The organism is Streptomyces ipomoeae 91-03, assembly GCF_000317595.1.
GTDB lineage: Bacteria > Actinomycetota > Actinomycetes > Streptomycetales > Streptomycetaceae > Streptomyces > Streptomyces ipomoeae.
The window spans coordinates 1-20,293 of sequence record NZ_AEJC01000563.1 but is presented as its reverse complement, the minus strand read 5'-3'; the positions used below and the strand labels follow the sequence as shown (position 1 = coordinate 20,293).

The window sequence follows — 20,293 nt, the reverse complement described above, 5'->3', positions numbered from 1 at the left end:
AAGGAGGGTGGGCGCACCGATCCTGGAGACCGCGATGGCGGTGCCGACGTCCGGTCGGCACTCCCAGCAAGGCGCCGCCCGGCTTCTACCGCTTCCTCGCGGAGTTCGAGCCGCTGCGGCAGATCACCGGTGGTATCCGCTCGATCCTCTACTACGACGCCCAGGGCGACGCGGGTCTGACCCGCGGCTGGGTCATGATGGCCGCCGGCCTCGTGGCGGCTGCCCTGTTCGGCTTCGGCGTACTGGGCTGGTACGACCGCAAGGGGCTGCACCGCGTCCCGGCGGAGACATCGCCCGACAAGACCGCCGTCCCGGCGTAGCAGCAGGCCATCCTCCATATCCCCCAGGACGGCGGGCCATCGCTCGGAGTGGCCCCCGGTGTGTGCCGCCCTGCCGGGGACGACGGGCGCGCACACCATCATGGCTCGGCGGCGGCCCTTCCCCGGGCCGCCGTCCAGCCTCCGCCCCGACACCCTTGGAAACCGATCAGTTTTCTTTTCGTCCGCTTCGGGTTAACCTCGCGGTATGACCACCGAAGTGAAACAAAGCCCCCGGGAGCGGCTGCTGGAGGCGGCGGCCACCCTCACCTACCGGGACGGCGTCAACATCGGCGTGGAGGCCCTGTGCAAGGCGGCGGGAGTGTCCAAGCGCTCCATGTACCAGCTGTTCGAGAGCAAGGACGAACTCCTGGCGGAAAGCCTGAAGGAGCACGCCTCCGCCTACGTGGCGACCCTCCTGCCCGCGGCGGACGACGGCCGCTCACCCCGCGAGCGGATCCTGCACGTCTTCGAGCAGGTGGAATCGCAGGCGGGGGCGCCCGAGTTCCGGGGCTGCCGGTACCTGGCGGTGCAGATCGAGCTCAAGGACCAGAGCCACCCCGCGAGCCAGGTCGCCCGTCAGGTCAAGGAGAACCTGACCGCCTTCTTCCGCACCGAGGCCGAGCAGGGCGGGGCGGGCGATCCCGATCTGCTGGCCCGGCAGCTCAGCATGGTCTTCGACGGCGCCAGCGCCCGCGCGGGCATCGGAGCCGACAGTCTGACCGGGCTCATCGCGCCCACGGTGACCACCCTGCTCGACGCGGCAGGCATGCACTGACGCACCCCCTCCCGAACGCCTCCCTGCCGTCCGGCGTTCGGGGAAAGCCCCATGGCCGCACGCGTGCTGCCGGGCATGCCGCACGCGAAGAAGCTCGTGGTCCTGTCGGCATCGGCGCCCGGCGACAGGTGCACGGTTTCCCGGATCCTCATCCAGCCGGCCCGGACGACCTCACCGATCAGGTCATCGCCCTGCGCCTCGGTGGCCGCCTCGGCGGCGTATCCCTGCACCTGCATCAGGAGCGTCTCGGGGCGCGCCGAGATCAGCTGCGCGTAAGCGCTCGTCAGGGCCTGAAGGACACCCTCGACGCCATCGGCGCTCCCGACCGCATCGACCCCTGGATCCGTGAACGCGTCCTCGCCGGCGACCGCATCATGGGCTTCGGCCACCCCGTCTACCGCACCGAGGACTCCCGCTCCCGCATGCTGCGCGACATCGCCCAGCACTTCGGCGGCCCACGCGTCGCCTTCGCCGTCGAGGTGGAACGCCAGGTGGAGGCCATCCTCGCCGAGCTGAAACCGGGCCGCGAACTCCACACCAACGTCGAGTTCTACGCCGGCGCCGTCATGGAACTCTGCGGCCTGCCCCGAGAGCCGCCTGATCGCTCTAGAGGCGCCCGAGTATGCGCCCAAAGCAGGCGCCCCGCCGCTCTCACCGCCGCTGTCATGGGAAGGACCCGGCAACAAGGCGCTGCCGGGTCCTTTCGGGAACCAGATCCGCGTGCAGACCGGTCAGGGGCGTGTCGTCACGCGTCCGGGATGTCGTTCTTCGCGCGGAGCAGGGTGTCGCGGGTGATGATCACGATTCGTTCATGTTCCGCACGCGCTGCGTCGGGCGGCAGTTCCTTGTCGAGAATGGCAGTGGCTTCCGTGCCGATGACAGCGAAGTTTCCGTCGCTCAATTCGAAGATGTCGGGGCATGTCTGCCCCGAACCGCTGCCGCGCTCCTGGGGCGAAGCGCCGACTCGACGCACGATCTTCAAGTCCGTTCCTAGCAGTTGAGGGACGGCCCGTCACGAGCATCGGGTGTCGCGCCGGCTGATGGCCTCTCGCGCGTCCGGCGAAGCTCATGTGTCGGGCCCACGGATGCTCATGAGTGACCGCGGGCCCTTGTGGGGATTGGCAGCCCTACGCAGCACAACGGGGCGCCTGTGAAGGATGTTTACCAGGTGCAGGCTGAGGGAGGTCAGTGTGCCAGAAACCCATGCACCCGACGCACGCATCCGGTGCAGGGAGAGGCCCTGGTCATTCGCCGGGCGGCTGCCCGACCACCCACCACTCCTCAAGATCGCCCTCGTCGCTTTCCTGGCTCAACCGGTCCATTTCCCGGACCAGACCGTCCATCATCCGGCCCAGCTCGGCTTCCTCACTCGAGTCGGGCAGGCTCTGCCGGTGGTGGCGGGTGGCCTCCCAGTACTCCCGGAACAGGGTGTTCCGGCAGATCACCCGAAGGTGGCCGTACAACTCGGTGAGGCTCCATGCCCCGATGCGGTGGTAGTAGAGGGCGTTGACGTACAGCGCGTTCGCGAAGAGGTACTGACGTTGTCTCTCCGCCGGGACGTCGCTCTCGTACGTGTCGAGTACGGCCGCCAGCGCGGAGTCGTCCATGGCCTTGCACAACAGGTCGAAGTGGAGCCGGTGCTGCTCGGTGAGGGCGGCGTGCCGTTGCTGGCGCGCCCTTCCCGCAGACACGGACGTCAGCGCGGCCTTCAGCCTTTTGCTGACGGCGGAGCCGAGCCTCCGTACCCCGAAGCTCTGTGTGGCCATGTCAACCCCCGGTTCGGGCGTCCGTCCGCCGGTCGTCGGTGTGGGGCGACAGGGTGGGACCGGCGAGCGGTGGGCGGCGCTTGCCGTCTCCCAGTGTCGCCGAGCGGCCCTGGTCGGCTGGGAGGCGGAGAGGAGGCGCACGGAGGGATGTGTGGGTCGCGCAGACCGGCGCCATGCCCAACGTGTGCCCCACGGGCGCCGCTGACAATCGGTCACTCCGCGGCGTATCCGTGCACTCGTATCCTGGGGCGGCATTCCATGGCCGTACGAGAGCCGCACCGTTCCGGCGAGAGCCGGTCCGTGAGCCGCCCTCGTGCGGCGGCCGGCCGTGCGCCGGCGCACGCAACGGTGTGAGAGAGGGCGCGTGTTGAGCAGCCAGTCGTCGAGTCCGGCTTCGACTCCGACTCAGCAGGATTCACAGGGGCCGGACGGCTCGCGGCAGATCCCCGTCGTCGTGCTCGCCGGGTTTCTCGGCTCCGGCAAGACCACGTTGCTCAACCATCTCCTCCACCGCAGCGGAGGCAGTCGTATCGGTGCCGTCGTCAATGACTTCGGGGCCATCGAGATCGACGCGATGGCGGTGGCGGGGGCGCTCGGGGACTCCACGGTGTCGCTCGGCAACGGGTGCCTGTGCTGTGCGGTCGATGTCAGTGAGCTGGATCTCTATCTGGAGCGGCTGACCCATCCGTCCGCCGGGATCGATGTCGTCGTCATCGAGGCGAGCGGGCTCGCCGAGCCGCAGGAGCTGGTGCGGATGGTGCTCGCCAGTGAGAATCCCCGGGTCGTCTACGGCGGGCTCGTCGAGGTCGTCGACGCCGCCGAGTTCCCCGAGACCCGGCAGCGGCATCCCGAGATCGACCGTCACCTCTCCATCGCCGATCTCGTCGTCGTCAACAAGGTCGACCTGGCCGAGGACGGCGACCGGGTCCTCGGGCTCGTCCGTTCGCTCAGCGATCGTGCCGCCGTCGTGTCCGCCACGTACGGGCGGATCGACCCCGAGTTCCTCTTCGACTGCCGGCCCAGTGAGGAGCGCGTCGGGCAGCTCTCCTTCGACGACCTCCATCGGCACGACGAGGACGGTGACGGCCACGACGATCACCTCGGGCATCTGCACACCGGCTACGACAGCGTCGCCTTCGTCTCCGACCTGCCGATGAATCCCCGGCGGCTCATGGACTTCCTCGACGGCAGATCCGAAGGGCTCTACCGGATCAAGGGGTACGTCGACTTCGGGCCGTACGACGTCCGCAACCGCTACGCCGTGCATGCCGTGGGGCGGTTTCTGCGGTTCTATCCCGAGCCGTGGGCGATGACCGCGGAGGAGCCGAGGCTCACCCAGCTCGTCCTCATCGGGGCCGGTATCGACGCCGCCGCCCTCACCAAGGAGCTGGAGGCGTGCAAGGACGACGCCCCACACGCCGATGAACACAGCATGTGGGGCGTCCTCCGCTATGTGCGGGAGAAGGGGACCGAGGAGGCCGGTGAGATCGAGGAACCAGAAGTCTCCTTCGACAGCCCCTGATCACGGCAGCCCCTGATCACGACGGTCTCGGATACGACAGCCTCTGATCACGGCGCCGTCGGTTACGGCAGCCCCTGACCACAGCAGCCGCTGACCACCGACAGCCTCCGACTACGACCGCCCCCGCTCACACTGCCCCCGCACCACACCAGCTCCGCCTCACACCGGCCCCGCCACCGACGACACCGGCTTGCCCAGGGACACGCCCGAGCCGTCGCGGCGGGGGTCCATGTCGGGGAGGTCGGCCGGGGTGCCGTTCTTCTGGGCGGCGCGGGCCGGAGTGGGGCCCGCCCAGGCGAAGGAGAGACAGTCCTCGCCCTTGAGGAACCGCTGGCAGCGGACGCCACCCGTGGCGCGGCCCTTGCGGGGGTACTGGTCGAAGGGGGTGAGCTTGGCCGTGGTCTGGACGGAGTCGTCGAGGGTGCCCCGGGAGCCGGCCACCGTGAAGACGACGGCGTCGGTGGCGGGGTCGACAGCCGTGAAGGAGATGACCTTCGCGCCCTCGGTGAGCTTGATGCCCGTCATACCGCCGGCCGGGCGGCCCTGCGGGCGGACCTGAGACGCCTGGTAGCGCAGCAGCTGGGCGTCGTCCGTGATGAAGACCAGGTCCTCCTCACCGGTGCGCAGCTCGACCGCGCCGACGATCCGGTCACCCTCCTTGAGGGTGATCACCTCCAGCTCCTCCTTGTTGGACGGATAGTCGGGCACCACACGCTTGACGACACCCTGCTCGGTGCCGATGGCCAGGCCCGGCGACGACTCGTCGAGCGTCGTCAGGCAGATCAGCGTCTCGCCGTCCTGGAGGGAGAGGAACTCCGAGAGCGGGGCGCCGCCCGAGAGGTTGGGGGTCGTCGCCGTCTCCGGCAGCTGGGGCAGGTCGATCACGCTCAGCCGCAGCAGGCGGCCGGTGGAGGTCACCGCCCCGACCTCGCCGCGTGCCGTCGCCGGGACCGCGGAGACGATGACGTCGTGCTTGGTCCGCTTGCCGTCGCCCTCCGGGAAGGGCCCGCTGCCCGCCGTACGGGCCAGCAGACCCGTCGAGGACAGCAGCACCCGGCACGGGTCGTCCGCCACCTGGAGCGGAACCGCGGCCACCTGGGCGCCCGAGGACTCCAGCAGCACCGTACGGCGCTCGGTGCCGAACTTCTTCGCCACCGCGGCCAGTTCACCGGAGACCAGCTTGCGCAGCTCCGCGTCCGATTCCAGGATGCGCGTCAGTTCCGCGATCTCGGCGTTGAGCTTGTCCTGCTCGGACTCCAGCTCGATGCGGTCGTACTTGGTGAGACGGCGCAGCGGGGTGTCCAGGATGTACTGGGTCTGGACGTCCGACAGGGAGAAGCGCTCGATCAGGCGCTCCTTGGCCTGCGCGGAGTTCTCGCTGGAGCGGATCAGCCGGATGACCTCGTCGATGTCCACCAGCGCGGTCAGCAGACCCTCGACCAGGTGCAGCCGGTCGCGCTTCTTGGCGCGGCGGAACTCCGAGCGACGGCGTACGACCTCGAAGCGGTGGTCGAGGTAGACCTCCAGGAGCTCCTTGAGGCCCAGGGTGAGCGGCTGGCCGTCGACCAGTGCCACGTTGTTGATGCCGAAGGACTCCTCCATCGGCGTCAGCTTGTAGAGCTGCTCCAGGACGGCCTCCGGCACGAAGCCGTTCTTGATCTCGATCACGAGGCGCAGGCCGTGCTGGCGGTCGGTGAGGTCCTTGACGTCGGCGATGCCCTGGAGCTTCTTCGAGCCGACCAGATCCTTGATCTTGGCGATCACCTTCTCCGGACCGACGGTGAAGGGCAGCTCGGTGACGACCAGGCCCTTGCGGCGGGCCGTCACGTTCTCGATCGCCACCGTGGCGCGGATCTTGAAGGTGCCGCGGCCCGTCTCGTACGCGTCCCTGATGCCGGAGAGGCCGACGATCCGGCCGCCCGTGGGCAGGTCGGGGCCCGGGACGTGCTTCATCAGGGTGTCCAGGTCGGCGTTCGGATACCTGATGAGGTGGCGGGCGGCTGCGATGACCTCGCCGAGGTTGTGCGGCGGCATGTTGGTGGCCATGCCGACGGCGATGCCCGACGAGCCGTTGACCAGCAGGTTCGGGAAGGCGGCGGGCAGAGCGACCGGCTCTTGCTCCTGGCCGTCGTAGTTCGGGGCGAAGTCGACCGTGTTCTCGTCGATCGACTCCGTCATCAGGCTCGTCGCCGCGGCCTGGCGGCACTCGGTGTACCGCATGGCGGCCGGCGGGTCGTCGTTGCCGAGCGAGCCGAAGTTGCCGTGGCCGTCGACCAGGGGCACGCGCATCGAGAAGGGCTGGGCCATGCGCACCAGGGCGTCGTAGATCGACGAGTCGCCGTGCGGGTGCAACTTACCCATGACCTCGCCGACGACGCGGGCGCACTTGACGTAGCCGCGGTCGGGGCGCAGGCCCATCTCGTTCATCTGGTAGACGATCCGGCGGTGCACCGGCTTCAGACCGTCTCGGGCATCGGGCAGGGCTCGGGAGTAGATGACCGAGTACGCGTACTCGAGGAAGGAGCCCTGCATCTCCTCGACGACGTCGATGTCGAGGATTTTCTCCTCGTACGCGTCGTCGGGCGGCGGGGTCTTAGTGCTGCGGCGGGCCATCGCTGCCGGCTCCTTCTTCTGGTCGCTCGCCTGCGGGGCGCTCATGTCGGTGTCGAGAGACCGACTGTGCGAGGCGTTGACGGGATCTGACGCGGACCATTGTGGACTGCCGCACCGACAACGCGGACCAGGGCCCTGTGAACGCCGCCTCGACCGGCGCCGCGCGGAGTCCACAGGGTCATGCCAACGCCGTGCGCCGAACCGAGCGAAGGCGCTCCGCGCGGGTAATCCCGGTCTCGCTCTCGGCGTACGACGCCCGGGAACTTCTCCAGGGGTCCGCGCGCTTGCATACAGTGGCAGGACCGGCAGGAAAACAGCGGTTTCCACGGCGGTTCCCCGACGGATTCCACGACCACAGCACAGCGATCGAAGGGACGTACATGCCCATGGGTCACACGGCCACAGCCGAGGCAGGCTCCGAAGGCCTGACAGTGAAGGAGCACCGCCTGGACAACGGCCTGCGCGTGGTGCTCTCAGAGGACCACCTGACCCCGGTCGCCGCGGTGTGCCTCTGGTACGACGTCGGCTCGCGCCATGAGGTGCCAGGTCGTACGGGCCTGGCCCACCTCTTCGAGCACCTGATGTTCCAGGGCTCGAAGCAGGTGTCGGGCAACGGCCACTTCGAGCTGGTCCAGGGCGCCGGTGGTTCGCTGAACGGCACCACCAGCTGGGAGCGCACCAACTACTTCGAGACCATGCCCGCCCACCAGCTGGAGCTGGCGCTGTGGCTGGAGGCCGACCGCATGGGCAGCCTGCTGGTCGCGCTCGACCAGAAGAACCTGGACAACCAGCGGGACGTTGTCAAGAACGAGCGTCGGCAGCGCTACGACAACGTGCCCTACGGCACCGCTTTCGAGCGAATCTTCCGCCTGGCCTACCCGGAGGGTCACCCCTACCGCCACACGCCGATCGGTTCCATGGAGGACCTGGAGGCGGCCAGCCTGGAGGACGCCCGCGAGTTCTTCCGCACGTACTACGCGCCCAACAACGCCGTCCTCTCCGTCGTCGGCGACATCGACCCGGAGCAGACGCTCGCGTGGATCGAGAAGTACTTCGGTTCCATCCCGAAGTACGACAACAAGCGCGAGCGGAGGGACGGCTCGCTGCCCGACGTCATCGGTGAGCAGCTGCGCGAGGTCGTCGAGGAGAAGGTGCCCGCGCGCGCGTTGATGGCCGCCTACCGCCTCCCGGAGGACGGCACGCGCGCGTGCGACGCGGCCGACCTGGCGCTCACGATCCTCGGCGGCGGCGAGTCCTCCCGCCTCTACAACCGGCTCGTACGCCGCGACCGTACGGCCGTGACGGCCGGCTTCGGCCTGCTGCGGCTGGTCGGCGCCCCGTCCCTGGCGTGGATGGACGTGAAGACCTCGGGCGACGTCGAGGTGCCCGTCATCGAGGCCGCCGTCGACGAGGAGCTCGCCCGGTTCGCCGCGGAGGGCCCGACGGCGGAGGAGATGGAACGGGCCCAGGCCCAGTTGGAGCGCGAGTGGCTGGACCGGCTCGGCACGGTCGCGGGCCGCGCCGACGAGCTGTGCCGCTACGCGGTCCTCTTCGGCGACCCGAAGCTCGCCCTGACCGCCGTCGACCGCGTCCTGGACGTGACCGCCGAGGAGGTCCAGGAGATCGCCAAGGCACGCCTGAGGCCCGACAACCGCGCGGTGCTCGTCTACGAGCCCGTCGCCGGCGAAGAGGACGAAGCGGAAGCCGCCGAGGCCGAGGCCACGGAGCCGGAAGCCGCCGAAACCACCGACGAGAACGAGGAGTCGGCGAAGTGACCGAGCTCGCGACCATGGACTTCCACCCGCAGCCCCAGCCCGGCGAGGCCAGGCCCTGGGCGTTCCCGGCGCCCGAGCGGAGCACCCTGGACAACGGCCTGACCGTGCTGCGCTGCCACCGCCCCGGCCAGCAGGTCGTCGCCGTCGAGGTCCTCCTCGACGCCCCCCTGGACGCCGAGCCCGTCGGCCTGGACGGCGTCGCCACGATCATGACCAGGGCCTTCTCCGAGGGCACCGACAAGCACTCCGCCGAGGAGTTCGCCGCCGAGCTGGAGCGCTGCGGCGCCACCCTCGACTCGCACGCCGACCACCCCGGCGTCCGCCTCTCCCTCGAAGTGCCCGTGTCACGGCTGGCCAAGGCGCTCGGTCTGCTCGCCGACGCCCTCAGGGCCCCCGCCTTCGCGGACAGTGAGATCGAGCGGCTGGTGGCGAACCGGCTCGACGAGATCCCGCACGAGACGGCCAACCCGGGCCGCCGGGCCGCGAAGGAGCTCTCCAAGCAGCTGTTCCCGGCCGGCTCGCGCATGTCGCGTCCCCGCCAGGGCACCGAGGAGACCGTCGCGGGCATCGACTCCGCCGCCGTACGCGCCTTCTACGAGAAGCACGTACGCCCCGCGACGGCCACCGCCGTGGTCGTCGGCGACCTCACCGGAGTCGACCTCGACGCGCTGCTCGGCGACACCCTGGGCGCCTGGACCGGCTCCGCGGCCAAGCCGAGCACCGTGCCGCCGGTGACCGCCGACGACACCGGACGGGTCGTCATCGTCGACCGCCCCGGCTCCGTGCAGACGCAGCTGCTCATCGGCCGCGTGGGTGCCGACCGGCACGACCGTGTGTGGCCCGCCCAGGTGCTCGGCACCTACTGCCTCGGCGGCACCCTCACCTCCCGGCTGGACCGCGTCCTGCGCGAGGAGAAGGGTTACACCTACGGTGTGCGCGCGTTCGGCCAGGTGCTGCGCTCGGCGCCCGACGGCTCGGGTGTCGCGATGCTCGCCATCAGCGGCTCCGTCGACACACCGAACACCGGACCGGCGCTCGAGGACCTGTGGACGGTGCTGCGCACCCTCGCCGCCGAGGGCCTGACCGACGCCGAGCGCGATGTCGCCGTGCAGAACCTCGTCGGGGTGGCCCCCCTCAAGTTCGAGACGGCCGCCGCCGTGGCGAGCACACTGGCCGACCAGGTCGAGCAGTACCTGCCGGACGACTACCAGGCGACGCTGTACCGGCAGTTGGCCGCCACCGGCACCGTCGAGGCCACCGCCGCCGCTGTGAGCGCCTTCCCGGTGGACCGTCTGGTGACCGTCCTCGTCGGTGACGCCGCCCAGATCGAGGAGCCGGTCAGGGCCCTCGGCATCGGCGAAGTCACCGTCGTACCGGCCGAGTAGAGGCCGGACGGAAGCACGTGCATGACGGGGCCCTGGTGACTGAAGAGTCGCCAGGGCCCTCGTTTGTCCATATTGATGGGGGAGGTTGTAGGTCTGGGGTGTGGCGTACGCAACAAAACCCGTGATCCGTTTGTTATTTCGAAGACGGCCCACTTAGCGTCGGTCTGGCTGTTCGCTCAGCAGTTCGCCGCACCCGCGGCACCGGACAGTCATCGCCGAGTCCCCGTACGGCGCGAGCCAGGGGAGCCGGGGACCCAACAGTCCCTGGGGTGAATCGGGTGCCCTTCACGAAGCTCCACGATGTGAGGGGTCTCCGTAGGAGACCTTCCTGCTCCGAACCCGTCAGCTAACCCGGTAGGCGAGAGGGAAGGAAAGGACCAGCCACTCCATGGCGTTCACCCGCGCCCCCGGGAAACACCGCCGTCCCAGCCGAGTGCAGCGCACGACCACGAAGACCGTGGGCGTCGCCGCTCTCACCACCACCGGCGTCATAGGCACCGTGGCTTCCGTCCCGGCGTTCGCCGCGGAGCCGGCCCCCGAGCAGACCGGGCTGAACCAGGTCATCGAGCTCGGTGACACGGTCGCCGACCAGGTCGACGCCCAGGCCCAGGCCCAGCAGCAGGCCGCCGAGGTGGCCGCCGCCAAGCAGAAGGCGCAGGAGGAGGCCAGGAAGGCCGCCGCCGAGAAGGCCAAGCAGGAGCGTGCCGCCGCCAAGGAGCGCGAGGAGATCAAGGCGCGCGCCGCCCGCGCGGCCGAGCGCGAGCGCCTCAACGCCTACGTCGCCCCGATCAGCGGCTCGTACATCTCCACCGGCTACAAGTCCGGCGGCGCCCTGTGGTCCTCCGGCAGCCACACCGGCATCGACTTCCACGCCGCCACCGGCACGGCCGTCCACGCGGTCGGCTCCGGCACCGTCGTCGAGGCGGGCTGGGGCGGCGCCTACGGCAACAACATCGTCATCAAGATGAACGACGGTACGTACACCCAGTACGCCCACCTGTCGTCCATCGCCGTCTCCGTCGGCCAGACGGTCACCCCCGGCCAGCAGATAGGCCTCTCCGGGGCGACCGGCAACGTCACCGGCCCGCACCTGCACTTCGAGGCCCGTACGACGGCCGAGTACGGCTCGGACATCGACCCCGTCGCGTACCTCCGCTCGCACGGCGTGAACGTCTGAGGAACGGCTCAGCGCTTCCCAGGAGGCCCCGGCTCACCGAGCCGGGGCTTTCCGCGTTGTGAGGCACCTCCTGGCTGACGCGCCTCCTGAGTGACGTATCTCCTGTCCAAAAAATATCCTTGGATTCCGGTCCGCCATCGGAAATTCCGGCCCGCTGCAATAGAGTCGCTTGAACACACGTCATTCAACGACGTTTCACGGGGATTAAGGCGGAGGTCGGTCATGCGTATTCCGGCGCACTCGGTATGCACGGCGATCCGTGATGACATCGTCGCGGGTGTCTACGAGCGCGGCAGCCGTCTCACCGAGGAACTGCTCGCTCGCCGCTACGGCGTCAGCCGTGTCCCCGTGCGCGAGGCGCTGCGCACGCTGGAGGCCGAGGGCTTCGTGGTCACCCGCAGACACGCGGGCGCGTGCGTCGCCGAGCCCACCGAGCAGGAGGCCGCCGACCTGCTGGAGATGCGCATGCTGCTGGAACCGCTGGGCGCCGCCCGTGCGGCCCAGCGCCGCACGGAGGCACACCTCAAGGTGCTGCGCGGCCTGGTGCGACTGGGCCAGGAGCGGGCCAGGCGGGGCAGCAGCGAGGATCTGCGCTCCCTGGGCGGCTGGTTCCACGAGACGCTCGCCCAGGCCTCCGGCAGCCCCGCCCTGACCTCGACGCTCGCCCAGCTGCGGCACAAGATCGCCTGGATGTACTCGGTCGACGCGCCGGCCAACCCCGTGGAGTCCTGGGCGGAGCACGGCGGCATCGTCGACGCGGTCGCGCGCGGCGACAGCGACCGCGCGCGGGCGATCACCGCCGTGCACACCGAGCGCGCGACCGCCGCGCACCGGCTCCGCTTTCCCGGCGGGTCCGCCGGGGCGGAACGCCCCGGCCGTGTGAGGACTTCGCAACACCCCGTAAACATGACGAGCCTGCGTCATTAACACGGGAGCCGTATACAAAGAAGGTCGGAATTCGAGGGGCATTATTTCTGCTGCCCGCGACCCGGAAATGCGAAGGGCTCGCCCGATAATTCGGACGAGCCCTTCCGGTCTGTGCCGATACCCTTTCGAGTCGCGTGCCTGCACCTTTTCAGGTCATTGCCGCATTACCCGTCGAGTGGCACATCGCGACGCTCAGACGGTCTCGGGGAGCTCCTCGAGACCCTCGGCGACGAGCTTCGCCAGACGGTCGAGCGCGGCGTCCGCGCCCTCCGCGTCGGAGCTCAGGACGATCTCCTCGCCGCCCTGGGCGCCGAGGCCCAGAACCGCCAGCATGGAGGCCGCGTTGACGGGGTTGCCGTCGGCCTTGGCGATCGTCACGGGGATACCGGCGGCCGTGGCGGCCCGGACGAAGATGGATGCGGGTCGGGCGTGAAGGCCCTCGGCCCAGCCGACGTTGACGCGGCGCTCAGCCATGTGATGCTGCCCTTCAGGTGTATCGGGTACCTCGAAGAGGTCTAGACCGGATTGTCTAGACCAGTTTCCCGTAGCGTGAAGCGTGCCGGAACGGGCCCACGGCCTGACCGCGAACCGGCAGTTGTGCTTCTGTGTTTCCCCAGACTGCCCCGCGCCGTTGTCGGACGCGAGCCGTACTCTGGGGCCCATGCAGACCTCGTCGGACCGGCACGAGTACCCCGCCCACTGGGAGGCCGACGTGGTGCTGCGCGACGGTGGCACCGCGCGCATCCGGCCCATCACCGTTGATGACGCCGAGCGCCTGGTCAGCTTCTACGAGCAGGTCTCCGACGAGTCGAAGTACTACCGCTTCTTCGCGCCGTACCCTCGCCTGTCCGCCAAGGACGTCCACCGCTTCACGCACCACGACTTTGTGGATCGGGTGGGGCTCGCCGCCACCGTCGGCGGCGAGTTCATCGCCACCGTACGCTACGACCGCATCGGCGCCGATGGAATGCCCGCGTCCGCACCCGCCGACGAAGCCGAGGTCGCCTTCCTCGTCCAGGACGCCCACCAGGGCCGCGGCGTCGCCTCCGCCCTCCTCGAACACATCGCCGCCGTCGCGCGTGAGCGCGGCATCCGACGCTTCGCCGCCGAGGTGCTGCCCGCCAACACCAAGATGATCAAGGTGTTCACCGACGCCGGGTACCAGCAGAAGCGCAGCTTCGAGGACGGCGTCGTACGCCTGGAGTTCGACCTGGAGCCCACCGATCGCTCCCTCGCCGTGCAGCGCGCGCGGGAGCAGCGCGCCGAGGCCCGGTCCGTCCAGCGCCTGCTCGCCCCCGGCTCGATCGCCGTCGTCGGCGCCGGGCGCGCGCCGGGCGGAGTGGGCCGCAGCGTGCTCGCCAACCTCCGGGACGCGGGGTTCACCGGTCGGCTGTACGCCGTCAACAGGTCCCTTCAGGAGAAGGAGCTCGCGGGGGTCCCGGCCCGCCGTTCCGTACGGGACATCGAGGGGCCCGTCGACCTCGCGGTCGTCGCCGTCCCCGCCGAGCACGTCCCGGAGGTCGTCGCCGAGTGCGGTGAACACGGCGTGCAGGGGCTCGTGGTCGTCTCCGCCGGGTACGCCGAGTCCGGCCCCGAGGGGCGCGAGCGCCAGCGCGAACTGGTGCGCCAGGCCCGTACGTACGGCATGCGCATCATCGGGCCGAACGCCTTCGGGATCATCAACACCGCACCCGACGTCCGCCTCAACGCCTCGCTCGCCCCGGAGATGCCCCGCCCCGGGCGCATCGGCCTCTTCGCCCAGTCCGGCGCCATCGGCATCGCACTGCTGTCCCGGCTGCACCGGCGCGGGGGAGGGGTCACCGGAGTCACCGGCGTGTCCACGTTCGTGTCGTCGGGCAACCGGGCGGACGTGTCCGGGAACGACGTCCTGCAGTACTGGTACGAGGACCCCGACACGGACGTCGTCCTGATGTACCTGGAGTCCATCGGCAACCCGCGTAAGTTCACCCGCCTCGCCCGGCGCACGGCCGCCGTCAAGCCGCTCGTCGTCGTCCAGGGAGCGCGTCACGGATCCGCTCCGCAGGGGCACGCCGTACGCGCCACCCGGCTGCCCCACACCACCGTGTCCGCGCTGCTGCGGCAGGCCGGGGTGATCCGCGTCGACACGATCACGGAACTGGTCGACGCCGGCCTGCTCCTCGCCCGACAGCCGCTGCCGGCCGGGCCGCGCGTGGCGATCCTCGGGAACTCGGAGTCCTTGGGGATGCTCACCTACGACGCGTGCCTCTCCGAGGGGCTGCGGCCACTGCCCCCGCTGGACCTGACCACGGGGGCCTCGGCGGAGGACTTCTACGGGGCGCTGTCGCGGGCGCTGGCCGACGACTCGTGCGATGCGGTGGTGGTGACGGTGATACCGGCGCTGGGCGAGGTGTCTCCCGGCGATGCGGAGCTGGCGGAGGCGCTGAGCGCTGCGGCGGCTGCGAATCCGTCCAAGCCGGTGCTGGTTGTCCATGTCGAGTTGGGTGGGCTTGCCGAGGCGTTGTCCGCCGCGGCCAGTACCGCGCCGCAGGGTGGCGGCAGGGCGCCCGGCGCCGGAGACGGTGCCCACTCGTTCCGCCATGCGGAACGAGTGCCCACCGCGGTACAAGAAGCGCCCGAGGCCACCCCCTCCGAAGCCCGTCTCATCCCCGCCTACCCCGCCGCCGAGCGGGCCGTGCGCGCGCTCTCCGAAGCCGTGAAGTACGCGCAGTGGCGGCGGGAGGCGGCGGAGCCCGGTCGGGTGCCCGAGTTCGAGGACATCGACGAGAAGGGGGCCGCCGCGCAGATCGACGCGCTGCTCGCGCGCGGGGAGGGGCTCACGCTCGGTACGGAGGAGACGTGTGCGCTGCTCGCGCGGTACGGCATCCGCGTACGGGAGGCCCGGCCCGCGCCCACGCCCGACGCGGCCGTGACCGCCGCGCGGGCCATCGGCTACCCGGTCGCCCTCAAGACGACCGCCCCGCACCTGCGGCACCGCGCCGACCTGGGCGGCGTACGGCTGGACCTGGCGGACGAGGAGCAACTGCGACGGGCGTACGCGGAGTTGACGGAGCTGTTCGGGAAGCCGGAGGAGTTGCGTCCGGTGGTCCAGGGCATGGCCCCGCGCGGAGTCGACACGATCGTACGGACCGTGGTGGACCCGGCGGCCGGAGCGGTGCTCTCGTTCGGGCTCGCCGGGCCGGCGTCGCAGTTGCTCGGGGACATGGCGCACCGGCTGATTCCGGCCACCGAGCGGGACGCGGCCTCCCTGGTCCGGTCGATCCGGACGGCTCCGCTCCTCTTCGGCTGGCGGGGATCCGCGCCGGCCGACACGGACGCGCTCGAAGAGCTGCTGCTGAGGGTCTCCCGGCTGGTCGACGACCACCCCGAGGTCGTGGCGGTCTCCCTGGAGCCGGTCGTCGTGGCCCCGCGCGGACTGAGCGTGCTCGGCGCCACCGTACGGCTCGCTCGCCCGCCCGTCCGCGACGACCTCGGCCCGCGGACGCTGCCGGTGTACTGAGACCTCTGCCGTGCGTTGATCCGTCCACGACAGAGACGGCAGAGCGGTCCCTCGCAGTCGGTGCGCCACCGTAGGATGGGCGGCATGGCCAAGACCAGTACGACGACCCAGGGGCTGCGCGCGGCGATCGAGCGCAGCGGCTACTACCCGGCTCTCGTGGCCGAGGCGGTGGAGGCCGCCGTCGGCGGCGATGCCATCAAGTCGTACCTGGTCCACCAGGAGACCACGTTCGACGCGAACGAGGTGCGTCGGCATGTGACCGTGCTCGTCCTCACGGGCAACCGCTTCATCGTCAGCCACACCGATGAGCAGGCCTCGGACACCACGTCACCGACGCCGTACGCCACGACGTCCACCGAGTCGGTGAAGCTCGGCCGGATCTCGTCCGTCGTGGTCAGCAGGGTCGTCGCCAACCCGGAGTCGTACACTCCGGGCACCCTGCCCCGCGAGGTCGTCCTGACCATCGGCTGGGGCGCCGTCTCCCGCATCGACCTGGAGCCCGCTGCCTGCGGCGACCCCAACTGCGAGGCGGACCACGGGTACACGGGCAACTCGACGGCGGACGACCTGAGCCTGCGCGTCAGCGAGGCCGGGGACGGCCCGGAGACGGTCCGCCAGGCCCTCGCCTTCGCGCAGTCCCTCTCCGAGGCGACCGCGGACCTCGCCCGCTGATGGCAGTGCCCACCTGGGACCACCCGGAACCCCTCGCCGTAGGCTCCGCCCCCGTCCCCGAGTACGGCGCCGGCTCCCTCGCCGACCTCCTGCCCACTCTCGCGGCGGGGATGGAGGTCTCCGGTACGACCGCGGCGATATCGGAGCTGACCGCGACCGACCGCGCCTGTGTCTTCCTGATCGACGGACTGGGCTGGGAGCAGCTGAGGGCGCACCCCGACGAGGCGCCCTTCATGGCCTCGCTGCTGGCGTCCTCACGAGGCGGCACCGGCCGCCCCATCACCGCCGGCTACCCCGCCACCACCGCGACGTCCCTGGCCTCCGTGGGCACCGGCCTGCCGCCGGGCGCGCACGGGCTGCCGGGCTACACGGTCCGCAACCCGGAGACCGACGAGCTGATGAACCAGCTCCGCTGGCAGCCGTGGACGCAGCCGCGCGTGTGGCAGCCGTACCCCACGATCTTCGAGCGTGCCGACAAGGCGGGTGTGCACACCGCCCAGGTCACCTCCCCGATCTTCCAGAACACCCCCCTCACCCAGATCGCGCTGAGCGGCGGCACCTTCCACGGTCGTCTCTCCGGCGAGGACCGCATGGACGCGGCTGCCGAGCAACTGGCCGCCGGGGACCGCTCCTTGGTCTACACGTACTACGCCGAGCTGGACGGCGCGGGCCACCGCTTCGGCATCGACTCGGACGCCTGGCGCGGGCAGCTCATGTATGTCGACCGCATGGTGCAGCGCCTGGCGGAGCAACTCCCGCCGCGCAGCGCCCTGTACGTCACCGCCGACCACGGCATGATCGACATCCCGTTCGACGAGCAGCACCGCATCGACTTCGACGCGGACTGGGAGTTGCGCGCCGGGGTCGCCCTGCTGGGCGGCGAGGGGCGCGCCCGTCATGTCTACGCGCTGCCGGGCGCCGAGTCCGATGTGCTGATCTGCTGGCGGGAGGTGCTCGGCGAGCAGTTCTGGGTGGCCTCGCGCGACGAGGCCATCGCGGCGGGCTGGTTCGGGCCGCGGATCGACGAGCGGGTGTACGCCCGTATCGGTGATGTGGTGGCCGCCGCCCGTGACGACGTCCTGATCATCGCCTCCGAGCGGGAGCCCAAGGAGTCGGCCATGGTCGGCAACCACGGCTCGATGACCCCGGTGGAACAGCTGGTCCCGCTCCTCGAAGTACGCTCCTGAAGCCCCGCACGCCCCCTGGATCTCTTGCCGAAAGGTGCTCAACTCAACATGCCCGAGCTGGTGTTCTTCTCCGGAACCATGGACTGCGGGAAGTCGACGCTGGCCCTCCAGATAGAGCACAACCGCTCGGCACGCGGCCTCCAGGGCATGATCTTCACGCGTGACGACCGCGCGGGCGAGGGAAAGCTCTCCTCACGCCTCGGTCTGGTCACCGACGCCGTGGAGGTCGAGGACGGCCAGGACCTCTACGCGTACCTCGTCGACCACCTCTCCCAGGGCCGCCGCGCGGACTACGTCATCGCCGACGAGGCCCAGTTCCTCGCCCCCGAGCAGATCGACCAACTCGCCCGCGTCGTCGACGACCTGGGCCTCGACGTCTACGCCTTCGGCATCACCACCGACTTCCGCTCCAAGCTCTTCCCCGGCTCCCAACGCCTCGTGGAGCTGGCCGACCGCGTCGAGGTCCTTCAGGTCGAGGCCCTCTGCTGGTGCGGCGCCCGCGCCACCCACAACGCCCGCACCATAGGCGGCCACATGGTCGTCGAAGGCGCCCAGGTCGTCGTCGGTGACGTCAACCAATCCGACGACATCGGCTACGAAGTCCTCTGCCGCCGCCACCACCGCCGCCGTATGACAGCAGCCACAGCCAACGCGGGCGCCCTCTCCCCGGACGTACTCCCGGTCGAGACGGCCTGACCGGGCGGCCTCAGGGTTCGGTGTGGACCATGGCGAACAGGGCGCCCTCCGGGTCGGCGACCATGACGACACGGCCCTGGGGAGTGTCATGGGGCGGTTTCACCACGTGGCCGCCGAGTTCGATGACGCGGTTGGTGGATTCGTCGGGGTCGGTGGTCTCGAAGTAGGTGAGCCAGTGGGGGCCTCGGTCACGGGGGAGGGCGGTGCCGATGCCGCGGATGCCGGCGACGGGGTGGCCCTTGACGCGGAGGGTGATGTAGTCGAGGTCGGCGGAGTCGGTGGGTTCCGCCTCGTAGCCGAAGGCGGCCTCGTAGAACGTGGCGACCAGGGAGGCGTCCCTGGTGAGGAGTTCGTCCCAGGCGGGGGTGCCAGGGACGCCGGTGACGTCCGTGCCGAGACGTTCCGCCACCTGCCAGATGCCGAAGACGGCGCCGGCCGGGTCCGAGGCGATGGCGAGCCGCCCGGCGTCGCCCGCGTCCAGGGGGCCGACCCCGACGGTGCCCCCGCAGTGCCGTACCGTCTCCGCCGTCAGATCCACGTTGTCCGAGGCGAAGTAGGGCGTCCAGGCGATCGGGAGATGGCGGTCGGGCGGCAGTTGGCCGATGCCCGCCACCTCGCGCCCGTCCAGCAACGCCCGCACATACGGGTCGAGCTGCCGGGGGCCGGGTTGGAACTCCCAGCCGAACAGCGCTCCGTAGAACTCCTGGGTCGCGGTCATCCGGTGCACCATCAGACTCACCCAGCAGGGTGTACCCGGTGGATGCGCCGTGCCGCTCAGGCCGGTCGATCCCCGTGCCTCGGTCATCGTCACTCTCTCCTCGGCCCCTCGCGGCGGCCGTGTCCGTCAGCCCTCCGTGGGCGTCTGTCGCGCCACGCGCGATCACGCCCCGTGCCGATGCTCGCACCACCCGTAGTGCCCCGGCCTCGCGCCGCACCGCCGGGCGACGCGTCCGTACACGAGAATGCCCGGCGCGCGGGTACCGGCGGCTTTCCGTATCGCTGCCGTGCGGTGTCCATCGGCTGTACGGCATGTGCCCGATCCCGTACGCCTGGTGATCGGGACCGTCGGCGGGCAGAGTAGTCGGACCTGGACGACGCGGCCACCCCGTGCGCGAGGATGGGGACCATGAACGCCATCATCTCCGCAGCCGATCTCGCCGATGAGCTGGCCGGATCCCATCCACCCGTCCTCCTGGACGTCCGCTGGCAGTTGGGCGGTCCGAACTTGCGTTCCGAGTACGAGGAGGCGCACATCCCGGGCGCCGTCTACGTCGATCTGGACTCCCAACTCGCCGGTCCGGCAGGGGACGCGGGCCGTCATCCGCTGCCCGAGTCAGAGACCTTCGGCACGGCGATGAGGGCGGCCGGGGTCTCCGCGGACCGCCCCGTCGTCGTCTACGACGGCGGCCTCAACTGGGCCGCCGCGCGCGCGTGGTGGCTGCTCAGCTGGGCGGGCCACCCCTCGGTACGGGTGCTGGACGGCGGTCTGGCGGCCTGGGAGGGCCCGTTGACGGCCGAGATCCCGGAACCGGCCCCCGGCACCTTCATGCCCGCCCCGGGTGCCCTCCCGCTGCTCGACGCGGACGGCGCCGCCGCCCTGGCCCGCACCGGGCTCCTTCTCGACGCCCGGGCCGCCGAGCGCTACCGCGGTGACGTGGAGCCCATCGACCCGGTCGGTGGCCATATCCCGGGGGCGGTGTCGGCGCCGACCACGGAGAACGTGACCGAATCCGGTCGCTTCCGCTCCGCCGCCGAACTCGCCGACCGCTTCAAGGCACTCGGCGCGACCGCCGACTCCGAGGTGGGCGTCTACTGCGGCTCGGGCGTCTCCGGCGCCCACCAGGTGCTCGCGCTGGCCGTGGCGGGCATCCCGGCAGCCCTGTACGTCGGCTCCTGGTCGGAGTGGTCCCGGGACGGCAGCCGCCCGGTGGCCACCGGGCCCGACCCGCAGTGAGGCCCCGCTGACGGCACGCAGTGGG

The 20,293-nt window shown here is 70.6% G+C and carries 16 protein-coding genes, 2 pseudogenes and 1 riboswitch; of the genes and pseudogenes, 13 read left to right on the top strand and 5 right to left on the bottom strand.

Features of this window, described 5'->3' with window-relative positions:
- Positions 1-31: 31 nt before the first annotated feature.
- The 3 genes and pseudogenes from STRIP9103_RS47610 to STRIP9103_RS47600 form a co-directional block, all read left to right on the top strand.
- A pseudogene (locus STRIP9103_RS47610) lies at positions 32-320 on the top strand (ABC transporter); the annotation flags it as partial.
- Positions 321-525: 205 nt separating this feature from the next.
- Positions 526-1,095, top strand: coding sequence for a TetR/AcrR family transcriptional regulator (locus STRIP9103_RS36740; RefSeq protein WP_009332226.1), 570 nt, complete (start codon positions 526-528; stop codon positions 1,093-1,095).
- Between the two features lie 293 nt (positions 1,096-1,388).
- Positions 1,389-1,688: pseudogene (locus STRIP9103_RS47600) on the top strand (citrate/2-methylcitrate synthase); the annotation flags it as partial.
- 152 nt (positions 1,689-1,840) lie between these two features.
- Here STRIP9103_RS47600 and STRIP9103_RS52285 read toward each other — a convergent pair.
- Both STRIP9103_RS52285 and STRIP9103_RS36725 read right to left on the bottom strand, forming a co-directional pair.
- Positions 1,841-2,077 (bottom strand): hypothetical protein, encoded by a 237-nt coding sequence (locus STRIP9103_RS52285; RefSeq protein ID WP_048821635.1) that lies wholly within the window; start codon positions 2,075-2,077, stop codon positions 1,841-1,843.
- 262 nt (positions 2,078-2,339) lie between these two features.
- A complete protein-coding gene (locus tag STRIP9103_RS36725) occupies positions 2,340-2,861 on the bottom strand; it encodes a DUF6082 family protein (RefSeq protein ID WP_009332273.1) in 522 nt (173 codons plus the stop codon).
- 364 nt (positions 2,862-3,225) lie between these two features.
- Between STRIP9103_RS36725 and STRIP9103_RS36720 the strand changes: the two genes are divergently transcribed.
- Positions 3,226-4,383, top strand: coding sequence for a CobW family GTP-binding protein (locus STRIP9103_RS36720; RefSeq protein ID WP_009332275.1), 1,158 nt, complete (start codon positions 3,226-3,228; stop codon positions 4,381-4,383).
- A gap of 159 nt (positions 4,384-4,542) precedes the next feature.
- Here the strand turns inward: STRIP9103_RS36720 and STRIP9103_RS36715 are convergent, their stop codons facing one another.
- Complete coding sequence (locus STRIP9103_RS36715) at positions 4,543-6,996, bottom strand: DNA gyrase/topoisomerase IV subunit A (RefSeq protein WP_009332215.1); 2,454 nt, start codon at positions 6,994-6,996, stop codon at positions 4,543-4,545.
- A gap of 386 nt (positions 6,997-7,382) precedes the next feature.
- Here STRIP9103_RS36715 and STRIP9103_RS36710 point away from each other — a divergent pair, with 386 nt between their 5' ends.
- The 4 genes from STRIP9103_RS36710 (at position 7,383) to STRIP9103_RS36695 (ending at position 12,260) form a co-directional block, all read left to right on the top strand.
- Complete coding sequence (locus STRIP9103_RS36710; RefSeq protein WP_234022393.1) at positions 7,383-8,771, top strand: M16 family metallopeptidase; 1,389 nt, start codon at positions 7,383-7,385, stop codon at positions 8,769-8,771.
- A complete protein-coding gene (locus STRIP9103_RS36705) occupies positions 8,768-10,156 on the top strand; it encodes a M16 family metallopeptidase (protein WP_009332236.1) in 1,389 nt (462 codons plus the stop codon). Before STRIP9103_RS36710 ends, STRIP9103_RS36705 begins: the two co-directional genes overlap by 4 nt.
- A gap of 203 nt (positions 10,157-10,359) precedes the next feature.
- Positions 10,360-10,532: riboswitch (cyclic di-AMP (ydaO/yuaA leader) on the top strand.
- Positions 10,533-10,544: 12 nt separating this feature from the next.
- Positions 10,545-11,333 carry a M23 family metallopeptidase gene (locus tag STRIP9103_RS36700; RefSeq protein ID WP_009332227.1) on the top strand — a complete coding sequence of 263 codons (789 nt, stop codon included), beginning with the start codon at positions 10,545-10,547 and terminating at the stop codon, positions 11,331-11,333.
- Between the two features lie 222 nt (positions 11,334-11,555).
- Positions 11,556-12,260 carry a GntR family transcriptional regulator gene (locus tag STRIP9103_RS36695; RefSeq protein WP_009332269.1) on the top strand — a complete coding sequence of 235 codons (705 nt, stop codon included), beginning with the start codon at positions 11,556-11,558 and terminating at the stop codon, positions 12,258-12,260.
- 192 nt (positions 12,261-12,452) lie between these two features.
- Here STRIP9103_RS36695 and STRIP9103_RS36690 read toward each other — a convergent pair whose 3' ends face one another.
- Positions 12,453-12,734, bottom strand: a complete 282-nt coding sequence (locus STRIP9103_RS36690; protein ID WP_009332278.1) for an HPr family phosphocarrier protein — start codon at positions 12,732-12,734, stop codon at positions 12,453-12,455.
- Positions 12,735-12,921: 187 nt separating this feature from the next.
- Here STRIP9103_RS36690 and STRIP9103_RS36685 point away from each other — a divergent pair, with 187 nt between their 5' ends.
- The 4 genes from STRIP9103_RS36685 (at position 12,922) to STRIP9103_RS36670 (ending at position 18,314) form a co-directional block, all read left to right on the top strand.
- On the top strand, positions 12,922-15,759 hold the full coding sequence (locus STRIP9103_RS36685; protein WP_009332244.1) for a bifunctional acetate--CoA ligase family protein/GNAT family N-acetyltransferase: 2,838 nt from the start codon (positions 12,922-12,924) through the stop codon (positions 15,757-15,759).
- 84 nt (positions 15,760-15,843) lie between these two features.
- The gene (locus tag STRIP9103_RS36680; RefSeq protein ID WP_009332265.1) at positions 15,844-16,431 is read left to right on the top strand and encodes a DUF5998 family protein; all 588 of its coding nucleotides are present in this window, start codon (positions 15,844-15,846) and stop codon (positions 16,429-16,431) included.
- Positions 16,431-17,618, top strand: coding sequence for an alkaline phosphatase family protein (locus STRIP9103_RS36675; protein ID WP_009332263.1), 1,188 nt, complete (start codon positions 16,431-16,433; stop codon positions 17,616-17,618). Before STRIP9103_RS36680 ends, STRIP9103_RS36675 begins: the two co-directional genes overlap by 1 nt.
- Before the next feature lie 48 nt (positions 17,619-17,666).
- Positions 17,667-18,314, top strand: coding sequence for a thymidine kinase (locus tag STRIP9103_RS36670; RefSeq protein ID WP_009332237.1), 648 nt, complete (start codon positions 17,667-17,669; stop codon positions 18,312-18,314).
- 10 nt (positions 18,315-18,324) lie between these two features.
- Here STRIP9103_RS36670 and STRIP9103_RS36665 read toward each other — a convergent pair whose 3' ends face one another.
- Complete coding sequence (locus STRIP9103_RS36665) at positions 18,325-19,119, bottom strand: VOC family protein (RefSeq protein WP_009332223.1); 795 nt, start codon at positions 19,117-19,119, stop codon at positions 18,325-18,327.
- Positions 19,120-19,440: 321 nt separating this feature from the next.
- On the opposite strand from STRIP9103_RS36665, the gene STRIP9103_RS36660 reads away from it, so the two are divergent.
- Positions 19,441-20,268, top strand: coding sequence for a sulfurtransferase (locus STRIP9103_RS36660; protein WP_009332253.1), 828 nt, complete (start codon positions 19,441-19,443; stop codon positions 20,266-20,268).
- The last annotated feature ends 25 nt before the right edge of the window (positions 20,269-20,293 follow it).